Source organism: Streptomyces sp. NPDC002868 (assembly GCF_055563295.1).
In genome coordinates, this window is the sequence record NZ_JBVHDR010000011.1 from 205,626 (window position 1) to 226,842 (window position 21,217).

At 70.1% G+C, this 21,217-nt stretch carries 19 protein-coding genes and 1 pseudogene; 10 read left to right on the plus strand and 10 right to left on the minus strand.

Annotated features, from left to right (window positions below; genetic code table 11):
• Positions 1-92: 92 nt before the first annotated feature.
• A complete protein-coding gene (gene rsmI, locus ACZ3H8_RS29475; RefSeq protein ID WP_467407057.1) occupies positions 93-980 on the minus strand; it encodes a 16S rRNA (cytidine(1402)-2'-O)-methyltransferase in 888 nt (295 codons plus the stop codon).
• Between the two features lie 53 nt (positions 981-1,033).
• On the opposite strand from rsmI, the gene ACZ3H8_RS29480 reads away from it, so the two are divergent.
• The gene (locus ACZ3H8_RS29480) at positions 1,034-2,755 is read left to right on the plus strand and encodes a dolichyl-phosphate-mannose--protein mannosyltransferase (protein ID WP_467407058.1); all 1,722 of its coding nucleotides are present in this window, start codon (positions 1,034-1,036) and stop codon (positions 2,753-2,755) included.
• Positions 2,756-2,891: 136 nt separating this feature from the next.
• Here ACZ3H8_RS29480 and ku read toward each other — a convergent pair whose 3' ends face one another.
• A complete protein-coding gene (ku, locus tag ACZ3H8_RS29485; protein WP_467407060.1) occupies positions 2,892-3,830 on the minus strand; it encodes a non-homologous end joining protein Ku in 939 nt (312 codons plus the stop codon).
• A 398-nt stretch (positions 3,831-4,228) separates the two neighbouring features.
• Here ku and ACZ3H8_RS29490 point away from each other — a divergent pair, with 398 nt between their 5' ends.
• From ACZ3H8_RS29490 to ACZ3H8_RS29510, 5 genes are all read left to right on the plus strand, one after another.
• On the plus strand, positions 4,229-4,468 hold the full coding sequence (locus ACZ3H8_RS29490) for a LexA family protein (protein WP_467407061.1): 240 nt from the start codon (positions 4,229-4,231) through the stop codon (positions 4,466-4,468).
• A gap of 331 nt (positions 4,469-4,799) precedes the next feature.
• Positions 4,800-5,312 carry a toxin-antitoxin system HicB family antitoxin gene (locus ACZ3H8_RS29495; RefSeq protein ID WP_467407063.1) on the plus strand — a complete coding sequence of 171 codons (513 nt, stop codon included), beginning with the start codon at positions 4,800-4,802 and terminating at the stop codon, positions 5,310-5,312.
• 83 nt (positions 5,313-5,395) lie between these two features.
• Positions 5,396-6,247 carry a DUF4097 family beta strand repeat-containing protein gene (locus ACZ3H8_RS29500; RefSeq protein ID WP_467407065.1) on the plus strand — a complete coding sequence of 284 codons (852 nt, stop codon included), beginning with the start codon at positions 5,396-5,398 and terminating at the stop codon, positions 6,245-6,247.
• Positions 6,248-6,292: 45 nt separating this feature from the next.
• A complete protein-coding gene (locus ACZ3H8_RS29505; RefSeq protein ID WP_467407067.1) occupies positions 6,293-7,306 on the plus strand; it encodes an ATP-binding cassette domain-containing protein in 1,014 nt (337 codons plus the stop codon).
• Entirely contained in the window at positions 7,303-8,094 is a 792-nt protein-coding gene (locus ACZ3H8_RS29510) for an ABC transporter permease (RefSeq protein WP_467407068.1), read from the plus strand. The genes ACZ3H8_RS29505 and ACZ3H8_RS29510 overlap by 4 nt, the downstream gene beginning before the upstream one ends.
• Here the strand turns inward: ACZ3H8_RS29510 and ACZ3H8_RS29515 are convergent.
• The 3 genes and pseudogenes from ACZ3H8_RS29515 to ACZ3H8_RS29525 all read right to left on the minus strand — a co-directional run.
• Positions 8,075-8,463, minus strand: a pseudogene (locus tag ACZ3H8_RS29515) (AfsR/SARP family transcriptional regulator); the annotation flags it as partial. The gene ACZ3H8_RS29510 and the pseudogene ACZ3H8_RS29515 sit on opposite strands and share 20 nt — an antisense overlap.
• Positions 8,464-8,812: 349 nt before the next feature.
• Positions 8,813-10,258 (minus strand): amino acid permease, encoded by a 1,446-nt coding sequence (locus tag ACZ3H8_RS29520; protein ID WP_467407070.1) that lies wholly within the window; start codon positions 10,256-10,258, stop codon positions 8,813-8,815.
• Positions 10,259-10,771: 513 nt separating this feature from the next.
• Positions 10,772-12,142 carry an NAD-binding protein gene (locus ACZ3H8_RS29525; protein ID WP_467407072.1) on the minus strand — a complete coding sequence of 457 codons (1,371 nt, stop codon included), beginning with the start codon at positions 12,140-12,142 and terminating at the stop codon, positions 10,772-10,774.
• Between the two features lie 339 nt (positions 12,143-12,481).
• On the opposite strand from ACZ3H8_RS29525, the gene ACZ3H8_RS29530 reads away from it, so the two are divergent.
• The 4 genes from ACZ3H8_RS29530 (at position 12,482) to ACZ3H8_RS29545 (ending at position 16,347) form a co-directional block, all read left to right on the plus strand.
• Positions 12,482-14,122: a penicillin-binding transpeptidase domain-containing protein gene (locus ACZ3H8_RS29530; RefSeq protein WP_467407074.1), complete on the plus strand. Its 1,641-nt coding sequence runs from the start codon at positions 12,482-12,484 to the stop codon at positions 14,120-14,122.
• A gap of 304 nt (positions 14,123-14,426) precedes the next feature.
• The gene (locus ACZ3H8_RS29535) at positions 14,427-14,936 is read left to right on the plus strand and encodes a hypothetical protein (protein ID WP_467407077.1); all 510 of its coding nucleotides are present in this window, start codon (positions 14,427-14,429) and stop codon (positions 14,934-14,936) included.
• Positions 14,937-15,115: 179 nt separating this feature from the next.
• The gene (locus ACZ3H8_RS29540; protein ID WP_467407080.1) at positions 15,116-15,889 is read left to right on the plus strand and encodes a DUF817 domain-containing protein; all 774 of its coding nucleotides are present in this window, start codon (positions 15,116-15,118) and stop codon (positions 15,887-15,889) included.
• 20 nt (positions 15,890-15,909) lie between these two features.
• Positions 15,910-16,347 carry a VOC family protein gene (locus ACZ3H8_RS29545; RefSeq protein WP_467407082.1) on the plus strand — a complete coding sequence of 146 codons (438 nt, stop codon included), beginning with the start codon at positions 15,910-15,912 and terminating at the stop codon, positions 16,345-16,347.
• 7 nt (positions 16,348-16,354) lie between these two features.
• Here ACZ3H8_RS29545 and ACZ3H8_RS29550 read toward each other — a convergent pair whose 3' ends face one another.
• The 5 genes from ACZ3H8_RS29550 to ACZ3H8_RS29570 all read right to left on the minus strand — a co-directional run bounded on the left by ACZ3H8_RS29550 (position 16,355) and on the right by ACZ3H8_RS29570 (position 21,148).
• Entirely contained in the window at positions 16,355-17,146 is a 792-nt protein-coding gene (locus tag ACZ3H8_RS29550) for an SDR family NAD(P)-dependent oxidoreductase (RefSeq protein ID WP_467407085.1), read from the minus strand.
• A complete protein-coding gene (locus ACZ3H8_RS29555) occupies positions 17,143-18,312 on the minus strand; it encodes a serine hydrolase domain-containing protein (RefSeq protein WP_467407087.1) in 1,170 nt (389 codons plus the stop codon). Before ACZ3H8_RS29555 ends, ACZ3H8_RS29550 begins: the two co-directional genes overlap by 4 nt.
• Before the next feature lie 241 nt (positions 18,313-18,553).
• Complete coding sequence (locus tag ACZ3H8_RS29560; RefSeq protein WP_467407088.1) at positions 18,554-19,312, minus strand: energy-coupling factor ABC transporter ATP-binding protein; 759 nt, start codon at positions 19,310-19,312, stop codon at positions 18,554-18,556.
• Positions 19,300-20,061 (minus strand): cobalt ECF transporter T component CbiQ, encoded by a 762-nt coding sequence (gene cbiQ / locus ACZ3H8_RS29565; RefSeq protein WP_307662911.1) that lies wholly within the window; start codon positions 20,059-20,061, stop codon positions 19,300-19,302. Before cbiQ ends, ACZ3H8_RS29560 begins: the two co-directional genes overlap by 13 nt.
• 1 nt (position 20,062) lies before the next feature.
• On the minus strand, positions 20,063-21,148 hold the full coding sequence (locus tag ACZ3H8_RS29570) for an energy-coupling factor ABC transporter permease (protein ID WP_467407091.1): 1,086 nt from the start codon (positions 21,146-21,148) through the stop codon (positions 20,063-20,065).
• Positions 21,149-21,217 lie beyond the last annotated feature (69 nt).

A 21,217-nucleotide genomic window follows, 5' to 3' on the forward strand; every position in this document is an offset into this window, starting at 1 on the left:
CGGCGGGAGCGCATCAGCGCCTGTCGATTATTGGTGTGGTCTTTGGCGTTCCCATGCCAGCAAGGCCCAGGACGCGGTCTGCGCTTTGCTTTTCACGATAGACCTTTACCGTCTGCGGGGGCCGGTCGATCCGCATTCTTTGCCGCGACGACGGCATCGAACACCTCGCGTTTGGGAAGCCCCGCCTCCGCGGCGACCGCCGCGATGGCTTCCTTGCGCCGCTCCCCCGCCTCCTCGCGCACCCGCACCCTGCGCACCAGTTCGGCTGCGTCGAGCTCGCCGGGTCCGGCCTCCGGCGCGCCCTCGACGACGACGGTGATCTCGCCACGTACGCCGTCGGCGGCCCAGGCGGCCAGCTCGCCGAGGCCGCCACGCTTGACCTCCTCGTATGTCTTGGTCAGCTCGCGGCAGACGGCGGCGCGGCGCTCGGCGCCGAACACCTCGGCCATCGCGGCGAGCGTGTCGTCGAGCCGGTGCGGCGCCTCGAAATACACCAGGGTCCGCCGCTCCTGCGCGACCTCCCGCAGCCTCCCGAGGCGCTCGCCCGCCTTGCGCGGCAGGAAGCCCTCGAAGCAGAAGCGGTCCACAGGCAGCCCGGACAGGGCGAGCGCGGTCAGCACGGCGGACGGTCCCGGTACCGCGGTGACCTTGATGTTCTTCTCGACGGCGGCGGCGACCAGCCGGTAGCCGGGGTCGGATACGGACGGCATTCCGGCGTCGGTGACCAGCACCACCCGGGCGCCGCCGGCCAGCGCCTCGACCAGCTCAGGCGTACGGGCGGACTCGTTGCCCTCGAAGTACGACACGACCCGCCCCTGCGTGTGCACACCGAGGGCCTGGGTGAGGCGGCGCAGCCGCCGGGTGTCCTCCGCGGCCACGATGTCGGCGCTCTCCAGCTCGGCGGCGAGCCGGGGCGGCGCGTCCGCGACATCGCCGATGGGAGTCCCTGCGAGTACCAGCATTCCGTTCACGTACGCCATCCTCGCAGGACCGGACGTACGACTCGCACAGTCGCGTTCCCTACGATGGCGCGGTGACCAGTACCGCGCCACAGACCCTTCAGGGCAAGGACGCCGATCCACAGCCGCCCGGCTGGCAGCAGCGGCTGCGCAGATTCGGCTACGCGCCCCGGCCCGTGATCGGGCTGCGCGAACGCCTGGAGCCGCCATACACGCGCCCCTCCGAGCGGGTGTGGCCGGTCTTCGGCATCCCGCCGACGGTGGTGAACCCGCTCCTGCGCATGGCGGCTTGGGGCGGGCCGCTGCTGGTCGCGCTCGTCGCGGGCGTGCTGCGGTACTGGAATCTGGGCAAGCCCGATGCGGTGATATTCGACGAGACGTACTACGCCAAGGACGCGTGGGCGCTGATCAATCAGGGCTACGAGGCCAGCTGGCCGAAGGACATCGACAAGGCGATCCTGGCCAACCCGGACAAGGTCACCATCCCGACCGACCCCGGCTATGTGGTGCATCCACCGGTCGGCAAATGGGTCATCGGCCTCGGCGAGCACTTCTTCGGCTTCACGCCGTTCGGCTGGCGCTTCATGGTCTTCGTGCTCGGCACGCTGTCGGTGCTGATGCTGTGCCGGATCGGCCGTCGGCTGTTCCGCTCGACATTCCTGGGCTGCCTGGCGGGCGCGCTGCTCGCGGTGGACGGGCTGCACTTCGTGATGAGCCGCACCGCGCTGCTCGACCTGGTGCTGATGTTCTTCGTGCTGGCTGCTTTCGGCTGCCTGCTCATCGACCGGGACTGGGCGCGCAGACGCCTCGCCGCGGCGCTGCCGACGGACGAAGAGGGCCTGCTGCGCCCGGACGCCACGGTCGCAGAGACCCTGCGGCTCGGCTGGCGTCCGTGGCGCCTGGCGGCGGGCGTGATGCTGGGCCTGGCCGCCGGCACCAAGTGGAACGGCCTCTATGTGATGGTCGCGTTCGGCCTGCTGACGGTGGCGTGGGACGTGGGCGCGCGCCGGACGGCGGGCGCGGTGCAGCCGTACAAGGCGGTGCTGAAGAAGGACGTCGTACCGGCCTTCGTGTCGACGGTGCCGGTCGCGATCGTCACGTACATCGCCTCCTGGACCGGCTGGATCGTCACTGACAAGGGCTACTACCGGAACTGGGCGCAGACGGACGGCAAGGGCGGCAGCTGGACCTGGCTGCCGGACTGGCTGCGCAGCCTGTGGCACTACGAGAACGAGGTCTACGAGTTCCACGTCAACCTCACCTCGGGCCACACCTACCAGTCGAACCCGTGGAGCTGGATCGTCCTGGGGCGCCCGGTCTCGTACTTCTACGAGGACCCGAAGGCGGGCGTGGACGGCTGCCCGTCGGACGCGGCGGACAAGTGCGCCCGCGAGGTCCTGGCGCTGGGCACGCCGCTGCTGTGGTGGGCGGCCTGTTTCGCGATCTGCTACATCCTGTGGCGCTGGCTGTTCCGCCGCGACTGGCGCGCGGGCGCGATCGCCTGCGCGGTCGCGGCGGGCTGGGTGCCCTGGTTCTTCTACCAGGAGCGCACGATCTTCCTGTTCTACGCGGTCGTTTTCGTGCCGTTCCTGTGCCTGGCGGTGGCGATGATGATCGGCGCGATGCTGGGCCCACCGGGCTCGGACGAACGACGGCGGGCGATCGGGGCGATCGGCGCGGGCGTGCTGGTGCTGCTGATCATCTGGAACTTCATCTACTTCTATCCGCTGTACACGGGCACGACGATCCCGTTGGAGGACTGGCGGAACAGAATGTGGCTGGACACCTGGGTCTAGCAGCAACGAGGCGGGAACGGCTCCCACAGATGTCGTGCCCACCGTGGTCGTTGTCGGCCCTCGTTGGTCGTCGTGGGCCGCCGCTGGACGGCCCACAGACGGCCCAGTAGCGAGCGCCTTGCGCGCCTGTCCGAGGCTAGGCGCTCTTCGGCTTTCTGCCGGCGGCCTTCTTGGCAGCCGTCTTCTTGCTCGTGGTCTTCTTGGCGGCCGCCGTGCTCTTCTTGGCCGTGGCCGTTGTCTTCTTCGCGGTGCGCTTCTTCGGCATTTCATGCACGGTGGCATGTTCGCCGCTCTCGCCACGCGACTTCTTCGCCGCCTGGACGGAGGCGTTGAGCGCGGACATCAGGTCGACGACTTGTCCGGCAGGTTCCGGCTCGCCCTCCACCTTGGGCGGCTGCTTCCCTGCGGCCTTGGCTGCGATGACCTCTTCGAGGGCTTCGCGATAGTGGTCGGTGTATCCGGAGATGTCGTCGGTCGCCATGGTTTCCATGAGCTGGATCGCGGCGTCGACTTCCTCGTCGTCCAGCTCGATCGGCTTCGGCGTCAGCTCGGCCGGGTCGCGGATCTCGTCGGGCCACCGCATCGCGTGAAGGACGATCGCGTCCTCTTTGATCCGCAGGAGACCGAGGCGCTCTCGGTTGTGCCAGGCGAACTTCGCGACGGCGACCTTCGCGCTGCGCTCCAGCGCCTTGCGCAGCAGCACGTAGGGCTTGGCGGCAACGGCCCCGTCTGCGGCCAGGTAGTACGAGTCCCCGATCCGCACCGGGTCGATGCTGTCAGCAGGCACGAACGCGACGATCTCGATCGCCTTCGCCGTCGGCAGCGGCATGCTGTCCAGGTCCTCATCAGTGACCTCGACGATGGTGTCCTTCGAGACCTCGTAACCCCTGCCGATCTCGTCGCCCCGCAGCTGCTCGCCATCGATCTCGCACACCTTGCGCGTACGGATCCGCCCCCCGTCCTCCACATGGAACTGATGGAAGCTGATCGAGCGGTTCTCGGTGGCCGGCAGCACCTTGATAGGGATGGTGACCAGGCCAAACGAGATAGCGCCGCTCCATACGGGCCTGGGCATGAGCCGCCTCCTCCGCCGCCGGGATCTCAGCCTAAATCGCCTCAAAAGCTTCAGCACGCGCAAGGAAGCGGGTCCCGTCTCCGCCCGGGTCGGCCAGCCAGATCGACCTTCATGGAGGCGTGTGTCTCTGATGCGCCTTAAATCGAACACATGATTGAATTAGAGCATGGCCCACACCTCATTCCCGTCCGACCTGATGGAGGCCCAGCGCGCCTGGAACCGCACCTACGCGGAGCTTGCTGACCGCCAGGTCCCTTACACAGCACTGCGCCGCCGTCTGCTGCGGCTGTCCTGCCGTCTCGCTGTGCATCCGTTCTGGGGCACCGATCATGGCCGGTCGCCGGCGGCCAGGGTGGAGCTGCGCGAGCGTGTCCGCTCACAGAAGGAAGGGGAGACCCATGGCCGATCACCTCACCGAGCGGCAGGTGAGCATCATTCGGTGCATCACGGAGTGGATCGCTGATCACGCGGAGGGCCCGACGATTCGCGAGATCGGTAGCCGCGTCGGCCTGTCGAACACCTCATCGGTGGCGTATCAGCTCCGCCGGATGGAACAGGCCGGAATAATCACCCCGGACCAGCCGGCACCCCTGCCGCCTCGGCAGCTGATGCGCAGGCTGTCTTGTCCTCTGCCCTGAGGATTCGAACCTCGACACCCGCTAGGCGGGGCGGGCCCGATCGTGCCGCCTCGGGTGGGCTCGGCCCAGCGGCAGACCGCGAGGCGGGGGCAGACCACCCCCTTGCGACATCACATGGCATCACATGGCGCCGAGTGGCACCGTTCGGCGCCGTCCGGTGCCACTCGGTGCCATTCCGTGCTCCAAAAAGCACATGAGCACGCATGGCGTCACAATGACTCAGGTCGCCCTCTTCACGTTTCCGCAGGTCAGAGCGACCATCCTCAAGTCCACCTCGCGCAAGGTGCCACCAGACTTGCCTGGGGCGCCACATTGGTGCCACTATTGCGCCATGGACCTCACGCCGTACGTCGAAACACTCCGCAGGGAACTGGCGGTGGCCGCCGAAGCCGGGGGTGACGAAGCCCGCGAGCTCGCCGAGCGGCTGACCGCGCCGCTGGAGTCGGCCACCCGCCTGACCCTGCTCAATGTGCTGTCCGCCGCCACGGACGAGATCACCCGTGAACTCGCCCCCGGCTCGGTCGACGTACGACTGCGTGGCCTCGACCCCGACTTCGTGGTGGTGCTGCCGCAGCACGAGGACCGGACCGAACCGCTCGACGCACCGGCGCCCGCACCGGCCCCGGTCCCCGCCGACACGGACGAGGGCGGCACCGCCCGCGTCAATCTGCGCCTGCCCGCCCACCTCAAGACCCGCGCCGAGGAGGCGGCGGCCAGCGAGGGCCTGTCGGTCAACGCATGGCTCGTACGCGTCGTGTCGGCCGCGGTCGACGGCGGCACGCGGCCGCGGCCGACGGAGAAGACCCGCACCATCGGACAGAACTTCACGGGCTGGGTGAGCTAGCCCGCGCCCGCGCCTGCCCCACTTCACCCACACCACGTCCCACCAGCGGGGACGACTCAACGACTCATAAGGACGGTACAGCCATGCCTTCTTTCGACACTCCCCAGCCGATCTCGGTCAACGCCCACGTGCACGCCGGTTCCATCCAGTTCACCGCGGGCGACCGCCTCGACACGGTCGTCGAGGTGCAGCCCCGCGACCCGAAGCGGGACCAGGACGTGCGGTCGGCCGACCAGACCGAGGTCACATACGCGAGCGGCGTCCTGACCGTCAGGACGCCCAAGCCACGCAATCCCCTCGGGCGCCCCGGCACCGTCGACGTGACCGTCGAACTGCCCACGGGCTCGCGCGTCGACATGACCGGCGCCTGGACCCAGGTGCTCGGCGAGGGCCGGCTCGGCGAGGTCCGAGTGAAGACCTCGTCCGGTGACGTCCGCCTCGACACGACCGGGCCGCTCCAGCTGACCGCCTCCCACGGCTCGATCACCGTCGACCGGATCGAGGGCATGGCCGAGATCACCACCAGCTCCGGCAGCCTGCGCGTCGGCACCGTCGACGGTCCCGCCGTCCTGAAGAACTCGCACGGCACCACGACCGTCGGCGCCGCGACCGGCGACCTGCGGGTGAGCGGCGCCAACGGCGACATCGACATCGAGCGCGCCGAGAGCTCGGTCGCCGCCACCACCGCCCACGGCACCCTGCGCGTCGCCGAAGTCGCCCGCGGCACCGTCCAGTTGGAGACCTCCTACGGCGCCATCGAGGTCGGCATCCGCGAGGGCACCGCCGCCTGGCTCGACGTCAGCTCCGGCCGCGGGCAGGTGCGCAATACGCTCGACGCCTCCGGACCCCCGGAGAAGACCGAGGACACCGTCGAGGTCCGCGCCCGGACCCGCTGGGGCAACATCGACGTGCGCCGCGCCCGCGCCCGCGCCTGAGAGTCCACCCTTCACTCCATTCCAGCCTTCGATCGGGAGAGTCGCATGCGTTCATCTGTCATGTCCACGCCCAAGCGCGCCAACGGCCAGGAGCCGCCCGCCGCCGTCTCCACCGTCGGCCTGCGCAAGTCCTACGGCGACAAGCTCGTCCTCGACGGGATCGACCTGCGCATCCCGGCAGGCACCGTCTTCGCGCTGCTCGGCCCGAACGGCGCCGGCAAGACCACCGTCGTCAAGATCCTCTCCACTCTCATCTCCGCCGACGCCGGCTCCGGCGACATACGCGTCGGCGGCCACGACCTGGCCGCCGACCCGCAGGCGGTGCGCGCCGCGATCGGCGTCACCGGGCAGTTCTCCGCCGTCGACGGCCTGATCACCGGCGAGGAGAACATGCTCCTCATGGCGGACCTGCACCGCCTCTCCCGCAGCGAGGGCCGCCGCACCGCCGCCGAGCTGCTCGAGCGCTTCGACCTGGTCGAGGCCGCGAAGAAGCCCGCTTCCACCTACTCCGGCGGCATGAAGCGGCGCCTCGACCTCGCCATGACGCTGGTCGGCAACCCGCGGATCATCTTCCTCGACGAGCCGACCACCGGCCTCGACCCGCGCAGCCGCCACAACATGTGGCAGATCATCCGCGAGCTGGTCTCCGGCGGCGTCACCGTCTTCCTCACCACCCAGTACCTGGAGGAGGCCGACCAGCTCGCCGACCGTATCGCCGTGCTCAACGACGGCAAGATCGCAGCCGAGGGCACTGCAGAAGAGCTGAAGCGGCTGATCCCCGGCGGGCATGTCCGGCTCCGCTTCTCCGCCCCGTCCGCGTACCAGTCCGCCGCCTTCGCCCTGCGCGACGTCACCCGCGACGACGAGGCGCTGTCGCTGCAGATCCCCAGCGACGGCAGCCAGCGCGAGCTGCGCTCCATCCTCGACTGGCTGGACGCGGCCGGCATCGAGGCGGACGAGCTGACCGTGCACACCCCCGACCTCGACGACGTGTTCTTCGCCCTGACCGGCGGCAGCAGCAGCCACCTTCCCAACCAGCCCAAGGAGACCGTCCGATGAGCTCCCTCTCCCTCGCCGTGCGCGACTCGAACACGATGCTGCGGCGCAACCTCCTGCACGCGCGGCGCTACCCGTCCCTCACCCTGAACCTGCTGCTCACCCCGGTCGTCCTGCTGCTGCTCTTCGTCTACGTCTTCGGCGACGTGATGAGCGCGGGCATCGGCGGCGGCGGCGCGGACCGCTCCGAGTACATCGCGTATATCGTCCCGGGCATCCTGATGATGACCATCGGCGGCACCGTCGTCGGGACCGCGGTGTCCGTCTCCAACGACATGACCGAGGGCATCACCGCCCGCTTCCGCACGATGGCGATCCACCGCGGGTCCGTGCTCATCGGGCACGTCGTCGGCAGCGTGCTTCAGTCGATCACGAGCGTGGTGCTCGTGGGCGCCGTCGCCGTGGCCATCGGCTTCCGTTCCACCGATGCCACGGCCCTGGAGTGGCTGGCGGCGTTCGGGCTGGTCGCACTCGTCGCCTTGGCGCTCACCTGGATCGCGGTCGGCATGGGCCTGATCAGCCCGAACGCCGAGGCCGCCAGCAACAACGCGCTGCCGCTGATCATGCTGCCGCTCCTCTCCAGCGCCTTCGTCCCGATCGACGCGATGCCGGGCTGGTTCCAGCCGATCGCCGAGTACCAGCCGTTCACCCCGGCCATCGAGACCCTGCGCGGGCTGCTGCTCGGCAGCGAGATCGGCAACAACGGGTGGCTCGCCGTCGCCTGGTGCCTGGGCCTCGCGGTGCTCGGCTACTTCTGGTCGACCTCGAAGTTCAACCGCGACCCGAAGTAGCCGGCAGGAGAGCGCGGGCCACCTCCCGCAGCCCGTCCCGCCCCAGGGCGGCGTACTCCGACACCGCGTCGGCGTGCGCCGCCCCGTCCGCGTCCTCGGCCGGGCGCGGGCCGAGGACATCGTCGGCTGGAACTCACGCTGTACCCGCATCCGTTCGGCCAGCGCGATCAGCCGTACGGCGGAGGTGGCCCCGGACGCGATTCCGGCCAGGCCGAGGGCGTGCAGCACCGTCCCGGACACCGGGAGCTCGACGGGGGTGTATCGCGGGGCGGCGAGGAGTGTGCGCAGCCGCTCGGTCAGCTCCGCCACCGGCTCCGGGCGGCCGGCGTACGCGTGTGCCGCCACCGCCGCCAACTGGATCTCCAGCGCGCCACTCAACCTTCCCTACGTTCTTCTTCGGGACCGGGCGAGCCCTTCGTATGGTTGGGCCGCCCCGGCCCACCGGCTAGGCGCAAGGGCAGCTACTCGGTCGGTGTAGCGGCAACTACGACGATGAGGGCGCACGCGCGCATCGGCGGGCGGGGACAGCACCTCGGTCACGGTCTCCCGCGCGATGACCAACCGCGATGTCTCTCTCGCCGAGACGGAGTTCACGCCCACTCAGCGGAAACTCAAACGATCTTGTTCGGTACGACAACGGCTTCTCAACGTTGCCGTCACCCTTCGTACCGCTCGGGCAGGTCCGGTCCGGGCGAGCCCGAGCGGTTCGGTGGGCGCACTACGGTTTCGTGAGCGCCTGCCTGGTGTCCGTGCGCAGTCGGTCCCGGACCACCGAGGTCGCCACGACCAGCGCTGCCACCAGTACGGAAAGGATCACCTGCTCGCGAGCGGCGTCATCGGTCAGCATGTAGACCAGGACGAACGAGATCATCGCGATGGTCGCCCACGTCAAGTACGGGAAGAGCCACATCCGTACGACCAGTTTGTCCGGCGACTCGCGCAGCAGGATTGCGCGCATCTTCAGCTGGGTGAAGCAGATGACCAGCCAGACGAACAGGGCGACCGCACCGGAGGAGTTCAGCAGGAACAGGAACACCGTGTCGGGCCACTGGTAGTTGAAGAAGACTGCGACGAAGCCGAACACGACCGATCCCACAATGGCGGCCTGCGGCACACCGCGGCTGTTCGTGCGGGCGAATGCTGCGGGCGCGTCGCCGCGCTCGCCGAGCGAGAAGGCCATACGAGAGGCGGTGTACAGGCCGGAGTTGAGGCAGGACAGCACGGCGGTGAGGACGATGACGTTCATGATCTGGCCGGCGTGCGGGATGCCGATCGCGTCGAGCGCCGCAACGTACGAGCCCTTCTCCTTGATCGCCGGGTCGTCCCATGCGAGCAGAGAGACCACGACCAGGATCGAGCCGAGGTAGAAGACGCCGATCCGCCAGATCACACTGTTGGTGGCCTTGGTGACGGCGCGTCGCGGGTTTTCGGACTCACCGGCGGCGAGGGTGACGATCTCGCTTCCCATGAAGGAGAAGACGACCATCAGGATGCCGGTGAGGATCGCCCCGGGCCCGTTGGGCAGGAACCCGCCGTGGCCGGTCAGATTGGCCAGGCCCGTGGCTTCGTGGCCGGAGCCGGGAAGTACGCCGAACACCGCCAGAGCGCCGATCAGGATGAAGCCGGCGATGGCGACGACCTTGATCCCGGCGAACCAGAACTCGAACTCGCCGTAGGAGCCGACCGAGGCCAGGTTGGTCGCCGTGAGGACCACCATGACGATGAGGGCCCAGCCCCACTGCGGGACCGCCGGAACCCAGCCCTGGAGGATCTTCGCGCCTGCAGTGGCCTCGACGGCCAGGACGACGACCCAGAAGAACCAGTACAGCCAGCCGATGGAGAAGCCGGCCCAGCGGCCCAGTGCCCGGTCGGCGTAGGCGGAGAAGGAGCCGGAGGTGGGGTGGGCCGCGGCCATCTCGCCGAGCATCCGCATGACGAAGACGACCATCGTGCCGACCAGGGCGTACGACAGCAGGATGCCGGGGCCGGCGGCCGCGATCCCGGAGGCGGAACCGACGAACAGGCCGGCGCCGATCACACCGCCGATCGCGATCATCGACAGATGACGGTTCTTGAGCCCGGGACGGAGGCCGTCCGCGGAAGGCGTCTGCCTGCTCTCACGGGGTGACGGAGCCACGTCGGTGTTTGTGGGTTGCGCGCTCATGCTCAGTCCTTACAGAGAGAAGGATCGGGGCAAAACCGGCCTGTCGGTCGTGCACGTGCCGAGCACGGGTGGGACGACGGTGTGTTACGACCACGGGGAAGGCCGGAAGGCCGACCCGGCGCAGCAGGTCTGCCTGTTCGCAGCCTGCTCGCCGTTGCCGGTGCCCACGTGTCGGGTGAGGACGGCCGCCCGGCCGATCGGGCTCGCGTACAAGGAGCCGCCGGGGGCGAGGACACGTGACGGTAGGGAACGCCAGGGGGGTGACCCGGCGCGCGGAATCGGGGTACACAGAAGGTAGGAGCGAACGCGGCCGGGCCACCATGGACAGATGTCACGCCCGCCAGAGCTCTGTTCAGACACATGCTCAAACGTGGTCGCGGATCTGCGGCGGAATTCGCCCTACGAGCACAGCGACAGCGCGGCGACGGCGCGGCGACGGCGCGGCGACGGCGATACGGCAAAGGTCCCGGCAGCCGGTGGCTGTTGGGACATTGACGGCCAGGTGGTCGGATGTCAGCCGGGGAGATGCGCGGCGGCGATCTGGGCGCGGACGTCGCCTTCCTGCGGGTGATCGCAGCGGTCTGCCAGTGGCCACGGCACGAAAGCCCCGTCCCCGCGCTGCACGAGCAGCCGCTTGCCGTGTGTCACGACGCCCCGCGGCCGCAGCCCGCTCAGGCTCGCGGTCGTATACGCGGCGGTCAGGCTGTTGAGGTCGTGGACGTCGCCGATCCGGAACAGGGAGCGGGTCTCCGCGATGGCCTCGTGCTCGCCCGCGCGCATGACCACGCGCAACTCGGGCGCGACGGCCAGTGCCGCCACCGATACGGCGATGTTGTCCAGGTCGTCGGAGGCCACGGCGGCCAGCGCCTGGGCCTGCGGCAGACCGAGCGTGCTCAGCACGAACCGGTCGGTCGCGTCGGCGACGACCACGGGCACGCCCAGCGCCCTGGCCAGGCGCAGGTTCGGCGCGGCCGGATTCCGCTCGACCGCGATCACGCCGATGCCCAGAGCCTGCAGCTGGGTGCACAGGCGCAGGCCGACCTGTCCGAGCCCGACGACGACCACATGCCCGGCCCGCGGCAGGGCACGAGAGCCCACGATGCCTACCGCGCGCGGCCCCAGCAGGCGATCGACCATGCCCGCGGTGAAGACCGCAGTGAAAACAATGGTGACGAGCATCGCGACGGCAGAGAACGCCAGATAGGTGTCCGAGCCATGGGCGGCTGCCGGGCCGACGGCGGATACTGTTCGCGCTGCTTCGAACAGCGCCTCGACGGGCGGGCGGTGGTGGAATGCCACGGCCCAGGCCCAGTCGGCCAGCAGCACCGTGAGCAGCCCGGCCAGACCCGTCAGCATGATCCGCGAGCTGCCGTCGTGCGGTCGCAGCTGCCCTCGGATCCTGCCCAGCCGGGCCCGGCATCGCAGCGAGCGTGGGGGCCGCCACGGCTCCAGGTGCACAGCGTCGTCGTGCCAGCGGGCGCCTGTGTGGCCCGCGGGTGTCCGGGTGAGGCTCAGCAGACCGGGCTGGAGGCAGGCGGCCAGGAGAACGGGTGCGGCGACATCGGCCGGCGAGGTGACCTGGCAGTTCGGGAGTACGCGCAGGAGTTGCTCGCCGACCGTCCGGTCGAAGACCGTCACGACCAGCTTGACGTTGGGGCGGATGTGCTCGACGGCGAGCGCGTAGCGCAAGGACTCGACGTCGTCCTCGAGGAGCACCGCGACGCCGGCCACCTCCCGCCGCAGCGCCCGGCGCAGATCCTCGTCGGTGGGACGGTCGAGGTGGCGCACGAGGTGTCCGGCCGACTGCAGCAGACCGCATACCCTGCGCGCCATGTCGCTGCCGATCACCACGAAGTACTGCTGTGGCGCTGCGCTCTCGGGCATCGCTACGTGCTCCCTCACCTCTCGGGTGGTGCGAACGCTAGGGGCGCGGACCGCCTGTGTGCTCGTCCCTGTGTCTGACATCGGGGAGCCATTGGTTGTACGACTGCACAAGGACGACCGGGGCGATGGTCTGCGCCTCGGTCAGCCGCGCCGAGGAGATGCCTCTGAGTCCAAGGTGGCGGATGAGGCCCACCTGCTGGAACCGGGCCAGGGCATCGCGGTCCGATAAAGGCCGACGCTCCTGTCACCCCTGTCCCGTAGAGTGCACGGGTTGCATGTCCTTGAACACGCTTTTCAATAGGCGCAGTCAAGGAGCTCCTGGGGAGGGGGACTGCACAGATGCGCAGTGGAGCGAAGGTCGCCGTCGTCGGCGGCGTATTCCTGGTGGTCGCCGGTGGCGTGGGCTACGGCGGCTACAACCTGTACAGCGGGCTGACCGGCGGGGACGGCGCGGACACCAAGTCCGCATCCGCGCCCAAGAAGACCGGGCCGCCGGACGCCGATGAGATCGACAAGACCGCGAAGGACTTTCTGGCCGCGTGGGCGGGGGGCAACGCGCCGGACGCCGCGCAGCTGACCAACAACGCGGCGGAGGCCGAGCCGCTGATCGCCGGGTACCGCGAGCAGGCTCATGTCTCCGAGGCCGTGATCACGCCGGGGAAGGCGGTCGGCGCCAAGGTGCCGTTCACGGTCAAGGCGACGGTGACGTACGACGGGCAGAGCAAGCCCTGGGCGTACTCCTCCGAGCTGACCGTGGTTCGCGGGCTGACCACCGGCAGGCCACTGGTCAACTGGGCGCCGACCGTCGTCCACCCGAAGCTGACGAAGGGCACCACCCTCAGGACGGACAAGGCTTCGGCCCCGCCGATCAAGGCCGTGGACCGCAAGGACCGGGAGCTGACGAAGGAGAAGTACCCGTCGCTCGGGCCGATTCTGGACTCGCTGCGCAAGAAGTACGGCGAGGACGCGGGCGGCACGGCCGGCGTCGAACTGGCCATCACCTCCACGAACGAATCCACGCCCGACCAGACCCTGCTGACCCTGACCAAGGGCAAGGAGGGCACGCTCAAGACCACCCTGGACGCGGATGTGCAGGCGGCCGCCGAGACGGCGGTGAAGAAGTACAGCCACGCCTCGGTTGTCGCGATGAAGCCCAGCACGGGCGAGATCAGGGCCGTCGCCAACAGCCCGGCCGAGGGCTACAACACGGCCATGATGGGCGCGCAGGCGCCCGGTTCCACGATGAAGATCGTGACCGCGACGATGATGATGGACAACGGGATCGTGGGCGGCCCAGGGGCGAAGGTGGAGTGTCCGCCCACCGTCTCGTGGGAGGGGGTGACGTTCGAGAATCTCAAGAAGTTCGAGATCAAGGGCGGCACTTTCAAGGACAGCTTCCGGCGGTCGTGCAACACGGCCTTCATCAAGGCCATCAAGCCCCTCACCGAGAAGAACATCGCCGGTACGGCGCTGGGCGACACCGCCCGTAAGTACTTCGGCATCGGCCTCGACTGGCAGACGGGCATCGTCTCCGTCGACGGCACTGTGCCCGAGTCGGCCGGTGCGGAGACCGCCGCCTCGTACATCGGGCAGGGCAAGATCACGATGAACGCCCTCAGCATGGCGTCCATCACCGCCACCGCGAAGAGCGGCGGCTTCCGCCAGCCGGTGATCGTCCCGCAGTCCCTCGACAACCGTGAGCTGGCCAAGGCAGAGCCGCTGCCCGGCTCCATCGCACAGGCGCTGCGCGAAATGATGCGCGCCACCGCGCAGTACGGAACAGGCCAGTCCGCGATGGCCGGCGTCGGCGGCGACAAGGGCGCCAAGACCGGCTCCGCGGAGGTCGACGGACAGGGCAAGTCCAACAGCTGGTTCACCGGGTACGCCGACGACCTGGCCGCGGCCGCGGTCGTGCAGTCCGGCGGGCATGGCGGCGACGCGGCAGGACCGGTGGTCGCCCAGGTGCTGAACGCTCGCTGACGTCCCACTGCGAATACGTGCTCGCATGGCCCAGCTCCGCGGCTGGGCGGGTACAACCCCTGGGCCAGCGCACGTGTCCAACCGTGCACGACGCCGTCGCACACCATGGGGATCCCGCATGCTCTGCCGCACCAGTGCCACCCCCCGGTCCGCCGCCCTGGCTCTCGCCGCGGCCCTGATGCTGGGCGGGTGTTCGGAAGGGCGGAAGACGCCCGGCGGGCCGGAACCGAGAGGCACGGACTCTGAGGTGGTGTTCGCCGCGCCTCCGGACCGCGCGCGCGTCGCGGCCGGAGGCACGTTTGAGGTGCCCCTGGAGATTCGCAACGTCGGCAGACGCGCCCCGAAGGTCATCCACATCGTTCTTGCGGACCTCCAGGGCGGCCTTGAGATGCTCGGCGACCACAGCAACTGCGTCTACTCCAAGCCGAAGGAGCGCTTCCGCTACCAGACCGTTGCCTGTGAGATCGCCACGCCTGTGGTCCCCGGCACGACATACGGGCTGAGCTCTCCACTGAGGATCCGCGTGGGCGAGCAGGTGGGCGAAGCGTCCTTCAGCTACTGGGTCCACGAGATGATGCCTCCCGGCCTGGAGAGGGGCACGCAGGGTACGTCGGGCGCTCTGCGGCTGGTGCCGAAGCCGGGCGGGCCCTCCACCGGACCAGATATCCGCAGCAATACCGACGAGTTGCGGGCGACCACCCTGGACACCGGTCAGCGCCCGGCGCTCACCGCGGACGGCGCCGCCACGCACGTCGCCGTCGGTGAGCCCTTCGATGTGGAGGTCGGCGTACGCAACGACGGGCGGGCCCGGTAGCGGTGGCACGTCGAGAGGTGCGGTCCCGCCCCGTGCTGCGGTTCGGCGGTCCCAGGATCGCGGCGGCGGGGCTGATGGTCGTGGGCATCGGCCTGATGCTGCGCGCGAGCTGACCCACCCGGACCGCCGGTCGAACCGCCGATCGAACCGCGGGACGTGCTCCGGGCGTCCTTCCCGCCATGGGGACGATCACGCACTGGACACGTCAGCTGCTCCGCTTCGGCTGGCTTCAGGCCCGCTGCTGCGCCTTCGCCTTCGCGCTCGTCGGCGGCATCGCGGTCTCCGGCCTGCTGCCCGAGCTGCCGATCGCGCGCTACGACCTGGTGCTGCTGTACGGAATCCTGCTCGCGGCGCTGGCCAGGAAGCTCGGTTGGGACAGCGCGCGCGACACCGCGGTGATCGTCGGATGCCATCTCATCGGGCTGCTCTTCGAGCTGGTCAAGGTGCGGATGGGGTCCTGGAGTTATCCGGAGGAGGCGCTGACGAAGGTCGCCGGTGTGCCGCTGTACGGCGGTTTTCTGTATGCGGCGGTGGGCAGTTACGTCTGCCGCGCCTGGCATCTGTTCGAGCTGCGCCTGGACGACTACCGGCCACGGATCATGGCTGCGCTCGCCGGTGCGGTCTATCTGAACTTCTTCAGCCACCACTGGCTGCCCGACCTCCGCTGGGCGCTGGCCGCCGCGCTGCTGTGCGCGACCGCCGGGACCTGGGTGCGCTTCCGCGTCGGGGCGCAGGAATACCGGATGCCGCTCGCCCTGTCGTTCGTCCTCATCGGCTTCTTCCTCTGGGTCGCGGAGAACATCGCCACGTATGCGGGCGCCTGGAGCTATCCGGACCAGCTCACCGGCTGGCAGCCGGTGTCCGTGGCGAAGTTCGGGGCGTGGGCGCTGCTGATCTCCGTCACGTTCGTGCTGGCGGCCGGGCAGCGCCGTGCAGAGCCTCGATTGTCATAGGCGGGCAGTACGGTCCAGTCATGGCAGCCAGAATCGATTTGACGCTCGACAGTACGGACGCGCAGCTGCTCGCGGAGTTCTGGAAGCTGGCGCTGGGGTACATCGACGAGCCGCCGCCCGCTCCGTTCAAGACCCGCGAGGAGTGGCTCGCGCAGTTCGACCTGGACGACGACGAGGACGAGGACGACGGTGCGTGGCTCTGCGATCCCGACGGCGTCGGGCCCCGGCTGTGCATTCTCAAGGTGCCCGAGCCGAAGACCGCGAAGAACCGGCTCCATATGGACATCCGGGTGCCTGGTCACGGCAGCCCCGAGGAGCGGTGGGCGAGGATACGGGCCGAGTCCGAGCGGCTGGTGAAGGCCGGGGGGAGCGTCCTGGAGGAGTTCGACGGCCATCACATCGTGATGGCCGACCCGGAGGGCAATGAGTTCTGCGTGGCCGCCGGACCGGCGCAGTGACTGCGGGTCACTCCCCTGCCAGAGCCTGGCCGAATGGCGTGTTCACCGCGAGCAGTCCGCCGTCGACGCGCAGCGTCGTGCCCGTGATCCAGGCCGCGTCGCGCGAGGCCAGGAACGCCACCGCAGCCGCGATGTCCTCCGGCTCGCCGACCCGGCCCAGCGGATAGAGGCGGCTCACCGCGTCGAGCTGTGCCTCGCGCCCGGACCAGGAGGGCGTGCGGACCGTGCCCGGGTTGACCTGGTTGACGCGGACGCCGCGGGCTGCCGCGTCGCCCGCCAGGGTGCGGGTCAGGGAGGCCAGGCCGGCCTTGGCCGCGCTGTAGGCGTGGTTGCCGAAGTCCTGCTCGCCGTTGACGGAGCCGATGTTGACGATCGCGCCGCGGCCCGACGCGGCGAGGTAGGGCAGCGCGGCGCGGGCGCACCGGAATGCACCGGTCAGGCTGATGTCCAGGTCCCGGCGCCAGGTGTCGTCCGGCTGGTCCTCGAACATCGGGGTGTCGAGGCTGCACGAGAAGGCGTTGTTGACCAGCACGTCCAGGGTGCCGAAGCGCTCGACGGCGTACGCGACGGCCGCTTCGACCGCCGTACGGTCGGCGACGTCGCAGCCGAAGGACGCGGCCCCCGGGATGTCCCCGGCCGTCTTCGCGGCGCGCTCGGCGTCCACGTCGGTGACGAGGACCCGGGCTCCTTCGGAGGCGAGCCTGCGCGCGGTCGCCTCGCCGATGCCGCGCGCCGCGCCCGTGATCAGTACGCCGTGCCCCTCGAAACGTCCCGTCTGGCTGCTCATCTGGCCGCTCATATCGCTGAACGTACCGCCCTGATCAGCGCCTGGGCCCGCGGATCCGCCGTAACTCCCTTGCGCATGCCGTTGGTTGCGTAGCCGAGCGCGATGCCCGACTCGGGGTCGGCGAAGCCGAGCGAGCCGCCGCGGCCAGGGTGGCCGAAGGAGCCGGGGCCGAGCAGCGGGGATGCGGGGCCGTGCAGCATGTAGCCGAGGCCGAAGCGGGTGGGGACGACCAGGACGCGGTCGGGGCCCGCCGATTCCTCCGTGCGGGCGAGCGTGAGGGTGGCCGGGGCGAAGAGCCGGGGGCCGCCGTCGACCTCGCCGATCGTCGACGCGTAGAAGCGGGCCAGCGCACGGGCTGTGGAGATGCCGTTGGACGCGGGGAGTTCGGCGGCGCGGAACGCCGGGTCGTTCTCGTCCGCGGCCGGGTCGATCGCCCCGAAGGCGCGGCGGGTGAGGGACTCGGGGTTGCGGTAGGCCTCGGAGACGGCGGGCTTGGGGCGCAGCTTGAGGCCGCCGCCGTCGGCCGCGGCGGGCTCATCGACCGGACCGATGCGGCCCACCCGGCCCGCCTCGTCATCGGGCAGCCCGATCCAGAAGTCGAGGCCGAGCGGGCGGGCGATCTCCTCGGCGACCCAGCGGCCGATGGTGCGGCCGGTGACGCGGCGGACCAGTTCGCCGAGCAGCCAGCTGTACGTCTGCGCGTGGTATCCGTGGTCGGTGCCGGGCTCCCAGACGGGGCGCTGCGCGGCGATCCTCGCGGGGCCGGTCACGCCGTCGGCCGCCTCGGCCGGGGTGAGCGGGCGGTCGAGGACCGGCAGCCCGGCGCGGTGCGAGAGCAGCTGGCGTACGACGACCCGCTCCTTGCCGGCCGCCTTGAACTCCGGCCAGTACGTGCCGACCGGGGCGTCCAGGTCGATCTGGCCGCGCTGGTGGAGCAGCAGCACGACGGCCGCGGCGAGGCCCTTGGTCGCGGAACGGACGACCTGCGCGGTGTCCACGGCCCACGGCTCGTGCCCGTCCACGTCCCGGCTGCCGGCCCACAGGTCGACGACCTTTCGCCCGTCCTGGTAGACGGCGACGGCAGCGCCGCGCTCGCCGCGCTGCTGGAAGTTGCGTACGAAGGCGTGCCGGACCGGCTCGAAGCCGGCGGCCACGGTGCCCTGGACTGCGGTTCTCATGCCTCCATGGTGCGGGTGCGGCGCGCGGCGAGGCCGCGGGGGGTGGGTTGTTCCCCTACCCGCCCCTTCCCGAAACCGGGGCTCCGCCCCGGACCCCCGTACGCCCTTCTGGGGGTCCCCCCACGCCCTCCGGGCGTAGGGGGAGTGTCCTCAATCTCCCCCAGACTTCGTCCGGGGGGGACCCCCAACGGGCTTGGTTTCCGCCGGCGATTGAGGCGCGGGGTTCGGGGCGGAGCCCCGGTCAGACCGTTGCCCAGGGGTTGAAGCCGAACGGCAGCTCCAGGCGGTGCGCCCGCATCAGGTCCTCGTCTCCCAGCAGCTCCCGCGTAAGCCCGTCCGCCGCGATCACGCCCTCGCTGAGCACCACCGCCCTCGGGCACAGCTCCAGCGCGTACGGCAGGTCGTGCGTGACCATCAGCACGGTGACGTCCAACGACCGCAGGATGTCGGCCAGTTCGCGCCGCGACGCCGGATCGAGGTTGGACGAGGGCTCGTCGAGTACGAGGATCTCCGGCTCCATTGCGAGAACCGTGGCGACCGCGACCCGGCGGCGCTGGCCGAAGGAGAGATGGTGCGGCGGCCGGTCCGCGTACTCCGCCATGCCCACCTGGGTCAGGGCCGATGCGACCCGCGCCTCCAGCTCCGCGCCGCGCAGGCCCGACGACGCCGGGCCGAAGGCCACGTCCTCCCGGACCGTCGGCATGAACAGCTGGTCGTCCGGGTCCTGGAAGACGATGCCGACCCGGCGGCGGATCTCGGCGAGATTCGCCTTGGCGACCGGCAGGCCCGCGACCGACACCGAGCCGACACCGCCCGCCAGGATGCCGTTGAGGTGCAGGACGAGCGTGGTCTTGCCCGCGCCGTTGGGCCCGAGCAGGGCGACCCGCTCCCCGCGCCCGACCGTCAGATCGACGCCGAAGAGCGCCTGATGGCCGTCGGGGTAGGCGTAGGCGAGGCCCCGCACTTCAAGAGACGCAGGAGACGCAGTCATAGGGTCCATCCCAGCAGACAGACGGCGAGCGCGGTCAGCGGGAGGGCCACGGCGTACGACCACTGGGCCCGGGAGGCGGTCACCTGGTCGATGACCGGCATGGTCCCCGCGTACCCCCTGCTCACCATCGCCAGATGGACGCGCTCGCCGCGCTCGTAGGAGCGGATGAAGAGCGCGCCCGCGGACTTGGCGAGGACGCCCCAGTGGCGCACTCCGCGCGCCTCGAAGCCGCGCGACCTGCGCGCGATCGACATCCGGCGCATCTCGTCGGTGATGACATCGCCGTAACGGATCATGAAGGACGCGATCTGGACCAGCATCGGCGGCAGTTTGAGCCGCTGCAGTCCGAGCAGCAGCGAACGCAGCTCGGTCGTCGAGGCCAGGATCACGGACGCGGCGACGCCGAGCGTCCCCTTGGCGAGGATGTTCCACGCGCCCCACAGGCCGGGGACGCTCAGCGAGATGCCCAGTACGGAGACCTGCTCGCCCGGCACCACGAACGGCATCAGCAGCGCGAAGGCCACGAACGGGATCTCGATCAGCAGACGGCGCAGCAGGAATCCGGCGGGGATGCGGGCGACGGCCGCGACCGCGGCGAGCAGCGCCGCGTACAGGCCGAAAGCCCACACGGCCTCGCGCGGTGTGGAGACCACGACGAGCACGAAGCAGAAGACGGCCACGAGCTTGCAGTGCGGAGGCAGGGCGTGGACGGGCGAGTGCCCGTGCCGGAAGAGCTTGTGGGTGTGGCCGGCCCCCATGTCAGACGGTCTCGCGTACGGGGGCGGATGCGGGCTCGTCCGTACGGCGGCGGCGCACCGCGTAGAAGACCCCGCTGCCCACCACTACCGTTGCGCCGACGCCGATGACCCCCGCGAGACCGCCGGAGATCCGGGCGTTGGAAACGTCCTTGACGCCGTAGTCGGCGAGCGGGGAGCCGGCGGCGGCATGCTCCTCGACGTTCTTGTCGATGCCCTGGTCGGTGGCGACCTTCTCCAGGCCGTCGGGGCTGGCGGAGGCGTAGAAGGAGACGAAGCCCGCGAGCGCGAGGGCGGTGACCAGGCCGGTGGCCCAGACCTTCTTCGGCGAGCGGGCGGCGACCGGCACGGGTGCGGGCACGGCGGCGGGCTCGGCGTCGACCAGTTCGCCGCCGACGCGCAGCTTGAGCGGGGTGGACAGACCCCGCGCGCCGTAGACCAGGTCGGGCCGGACAGCGATGACGGCGCCGACGGTCAGCATGGTGATCACGGCCTCGCCGATGCCGATCAGGACATGGACGCCGACCATCGCGGTGAGGACCTTGCCGACGGGCACGTTCGTCGTCCCGCCGATGGCGTAGATCAGGGTGAAGGCGCCGGCCGCGGCCGGTACGGATGCGAGCGCGGCGACGAAGGACGCGACGGTGATCGAGCGGCGGGTCCGCGGCAGCACCTTGACCAGGCCGCGGAAGAGCACATACGCGACGACGACCGTGACCACGCCCATGACGGTGATGTTCACGCCGAGCGCGGTGAGGCCGCCGTCCGCGAACAGGATGCCCTGCATCAGGAGGACGACGGCTATGCAGAGCACGCCGGTGTAAGGGCCGACGAGGATCGCGGCGAGCGCGCCGCCCAGCAGATGTCCGCTGGTGCCGGCCGCCACAGGAAAGTTCAGCATCTGTACGGCGAAGATGAACGCCGCGACCAGCCCGGCCAGCGGCGCGGTCCGCTCGGCGCCGGCGAGCGCGACCGGGGATGCACCCAGCTCACGGCGGGCGCCGCGCAGGCTGACGGCGACGGCACCGGCGGCTGCGACTCCGGCGGCCACCGATACCGGGGCGTTGATGAATCCGTCGGGGACATGCATGTCGGGCTCCGCTTCGGACAGATGAATAACTGTTCAATGATAGTGCCTTATTGCAAACAGTTCGCAAGA

Coding starts and splice junctions, on each gene's coding strand:
- rsmI (WP_467407057.1), bottom strand. CDS start 980: ATGGCGTACGTGAACGGAATGCTGGTACTCGCAGGGACTCCCATCGGC.
- ku (WP_467407060.1), bottom strand. CDS start 3,830: ATGCCCAGGCCCGTATGGAGCGGCGCTATCTCGTTTGGCCTGGTCACC.
- ACZ3H8_RS29490 (WP_467407061.1), top strand. CDS start 4,229: ATGGCCGATCACCTCACCGAGCGGCAGGTGAGCATCATTCGGTGCATC.
- ACZ3H8_RS29495 (WP_467407063.1), top strand. CDS start 4,800: ATGGACCTCACGCCGTACGTCGAAACACTCCGCAGGGAACTGGCGGTG.
- ACZ3H8_RS29500 (WP_467407065.1), top strand. CDS start 5,396: ATGCCTTCTTTCGACACTCCCCAGCCGATCTCGGTCAACGCCCACGTG.
- ACZ3H8_RS29505 (WP_467407067.1), top strand. CDS start 6,293: ATGCGTTCATCTGTCATGTCCACGCCCAAGCGCGCCAACGGCCAGGAG.
- ACZ3H8_RS29510 (WP_467407068.1), top strand. CDS start 7,303: ATGAGCTCCCTCTCCCTCGCCGTGCGCGACTCGAACACGATGCTGCGG.
- ACZ3H8_RS29520 (WP_467407070.1), bottom strand. CDS start 10,258: ATGAGCGCGCAACCCACAAACACCGACGTGGCTCCGTCACCCCGTGAG.
- ACZ3H8_RS29525 (WP_467407072.1), bottom strand. CDS start 12,142: ATGCCCGAGAGCGCAGCGCCACAGCAGTACTTCGTGGTGATCGGCAGC.
- ACZ3H8_RS29530 (WP_467407074.1), top strand. CDS start 12,482: ATGCGCAGTGGAGCGAAGGTCGCCGTCGTCGGCGGCGTATTCCTGGTG.
- ACZ3H8_RS29540 (WP_467407080.1), top strand. CDS start 15,116: ATGGGGACGATCACGCACTGGACACGTCAGCTGCTCCGCTTCGGCTGG.
- ACZ3H8_RS29545 (WP_467407082.1), top strand. CDS start 15,910: ATGGCAGCCAGAATCGATTTGACGCTCGACAGTACGGACGCGCAGCTG.
- ACZ3H8_RS29550 (WP_467407085.1), bottom strand. CDS start 17,146: ATGAGCGGCCAGATGAGCAGCCAGACGGGACGTTTCGAGGGGCACGGC.
- ACZ3H8_RS29555 (WP_467407087.1), bottom strand. CDS start 18,312: ATGAGAACCGCAGTCCAGGGCACCGTGGCCGCCGGCTTCGAGCCGGTC.
- ACZ3H8_RS29560 (WP_467407088.1), bottom strand. CDS start 19,312: ATGGACCCTATGACTGCGTCTCCTGCGTCTCTTGAAGTGCGGGGCCTC.
- cbiQ (WP_307662911.1), bottom strand. CDS start 20,061: ATGGGGGCCGGCCACACCCACAAGCTCTTCCGGCACGGGCACTCGCCC.
- ACZ3H8_RS29570 (WP_467407091.1), bottom strand. CDS start 21,148: ATGCATGTCCCCGACGGATTCATCAACGCCCCGGTATCGGTGGCCGCC.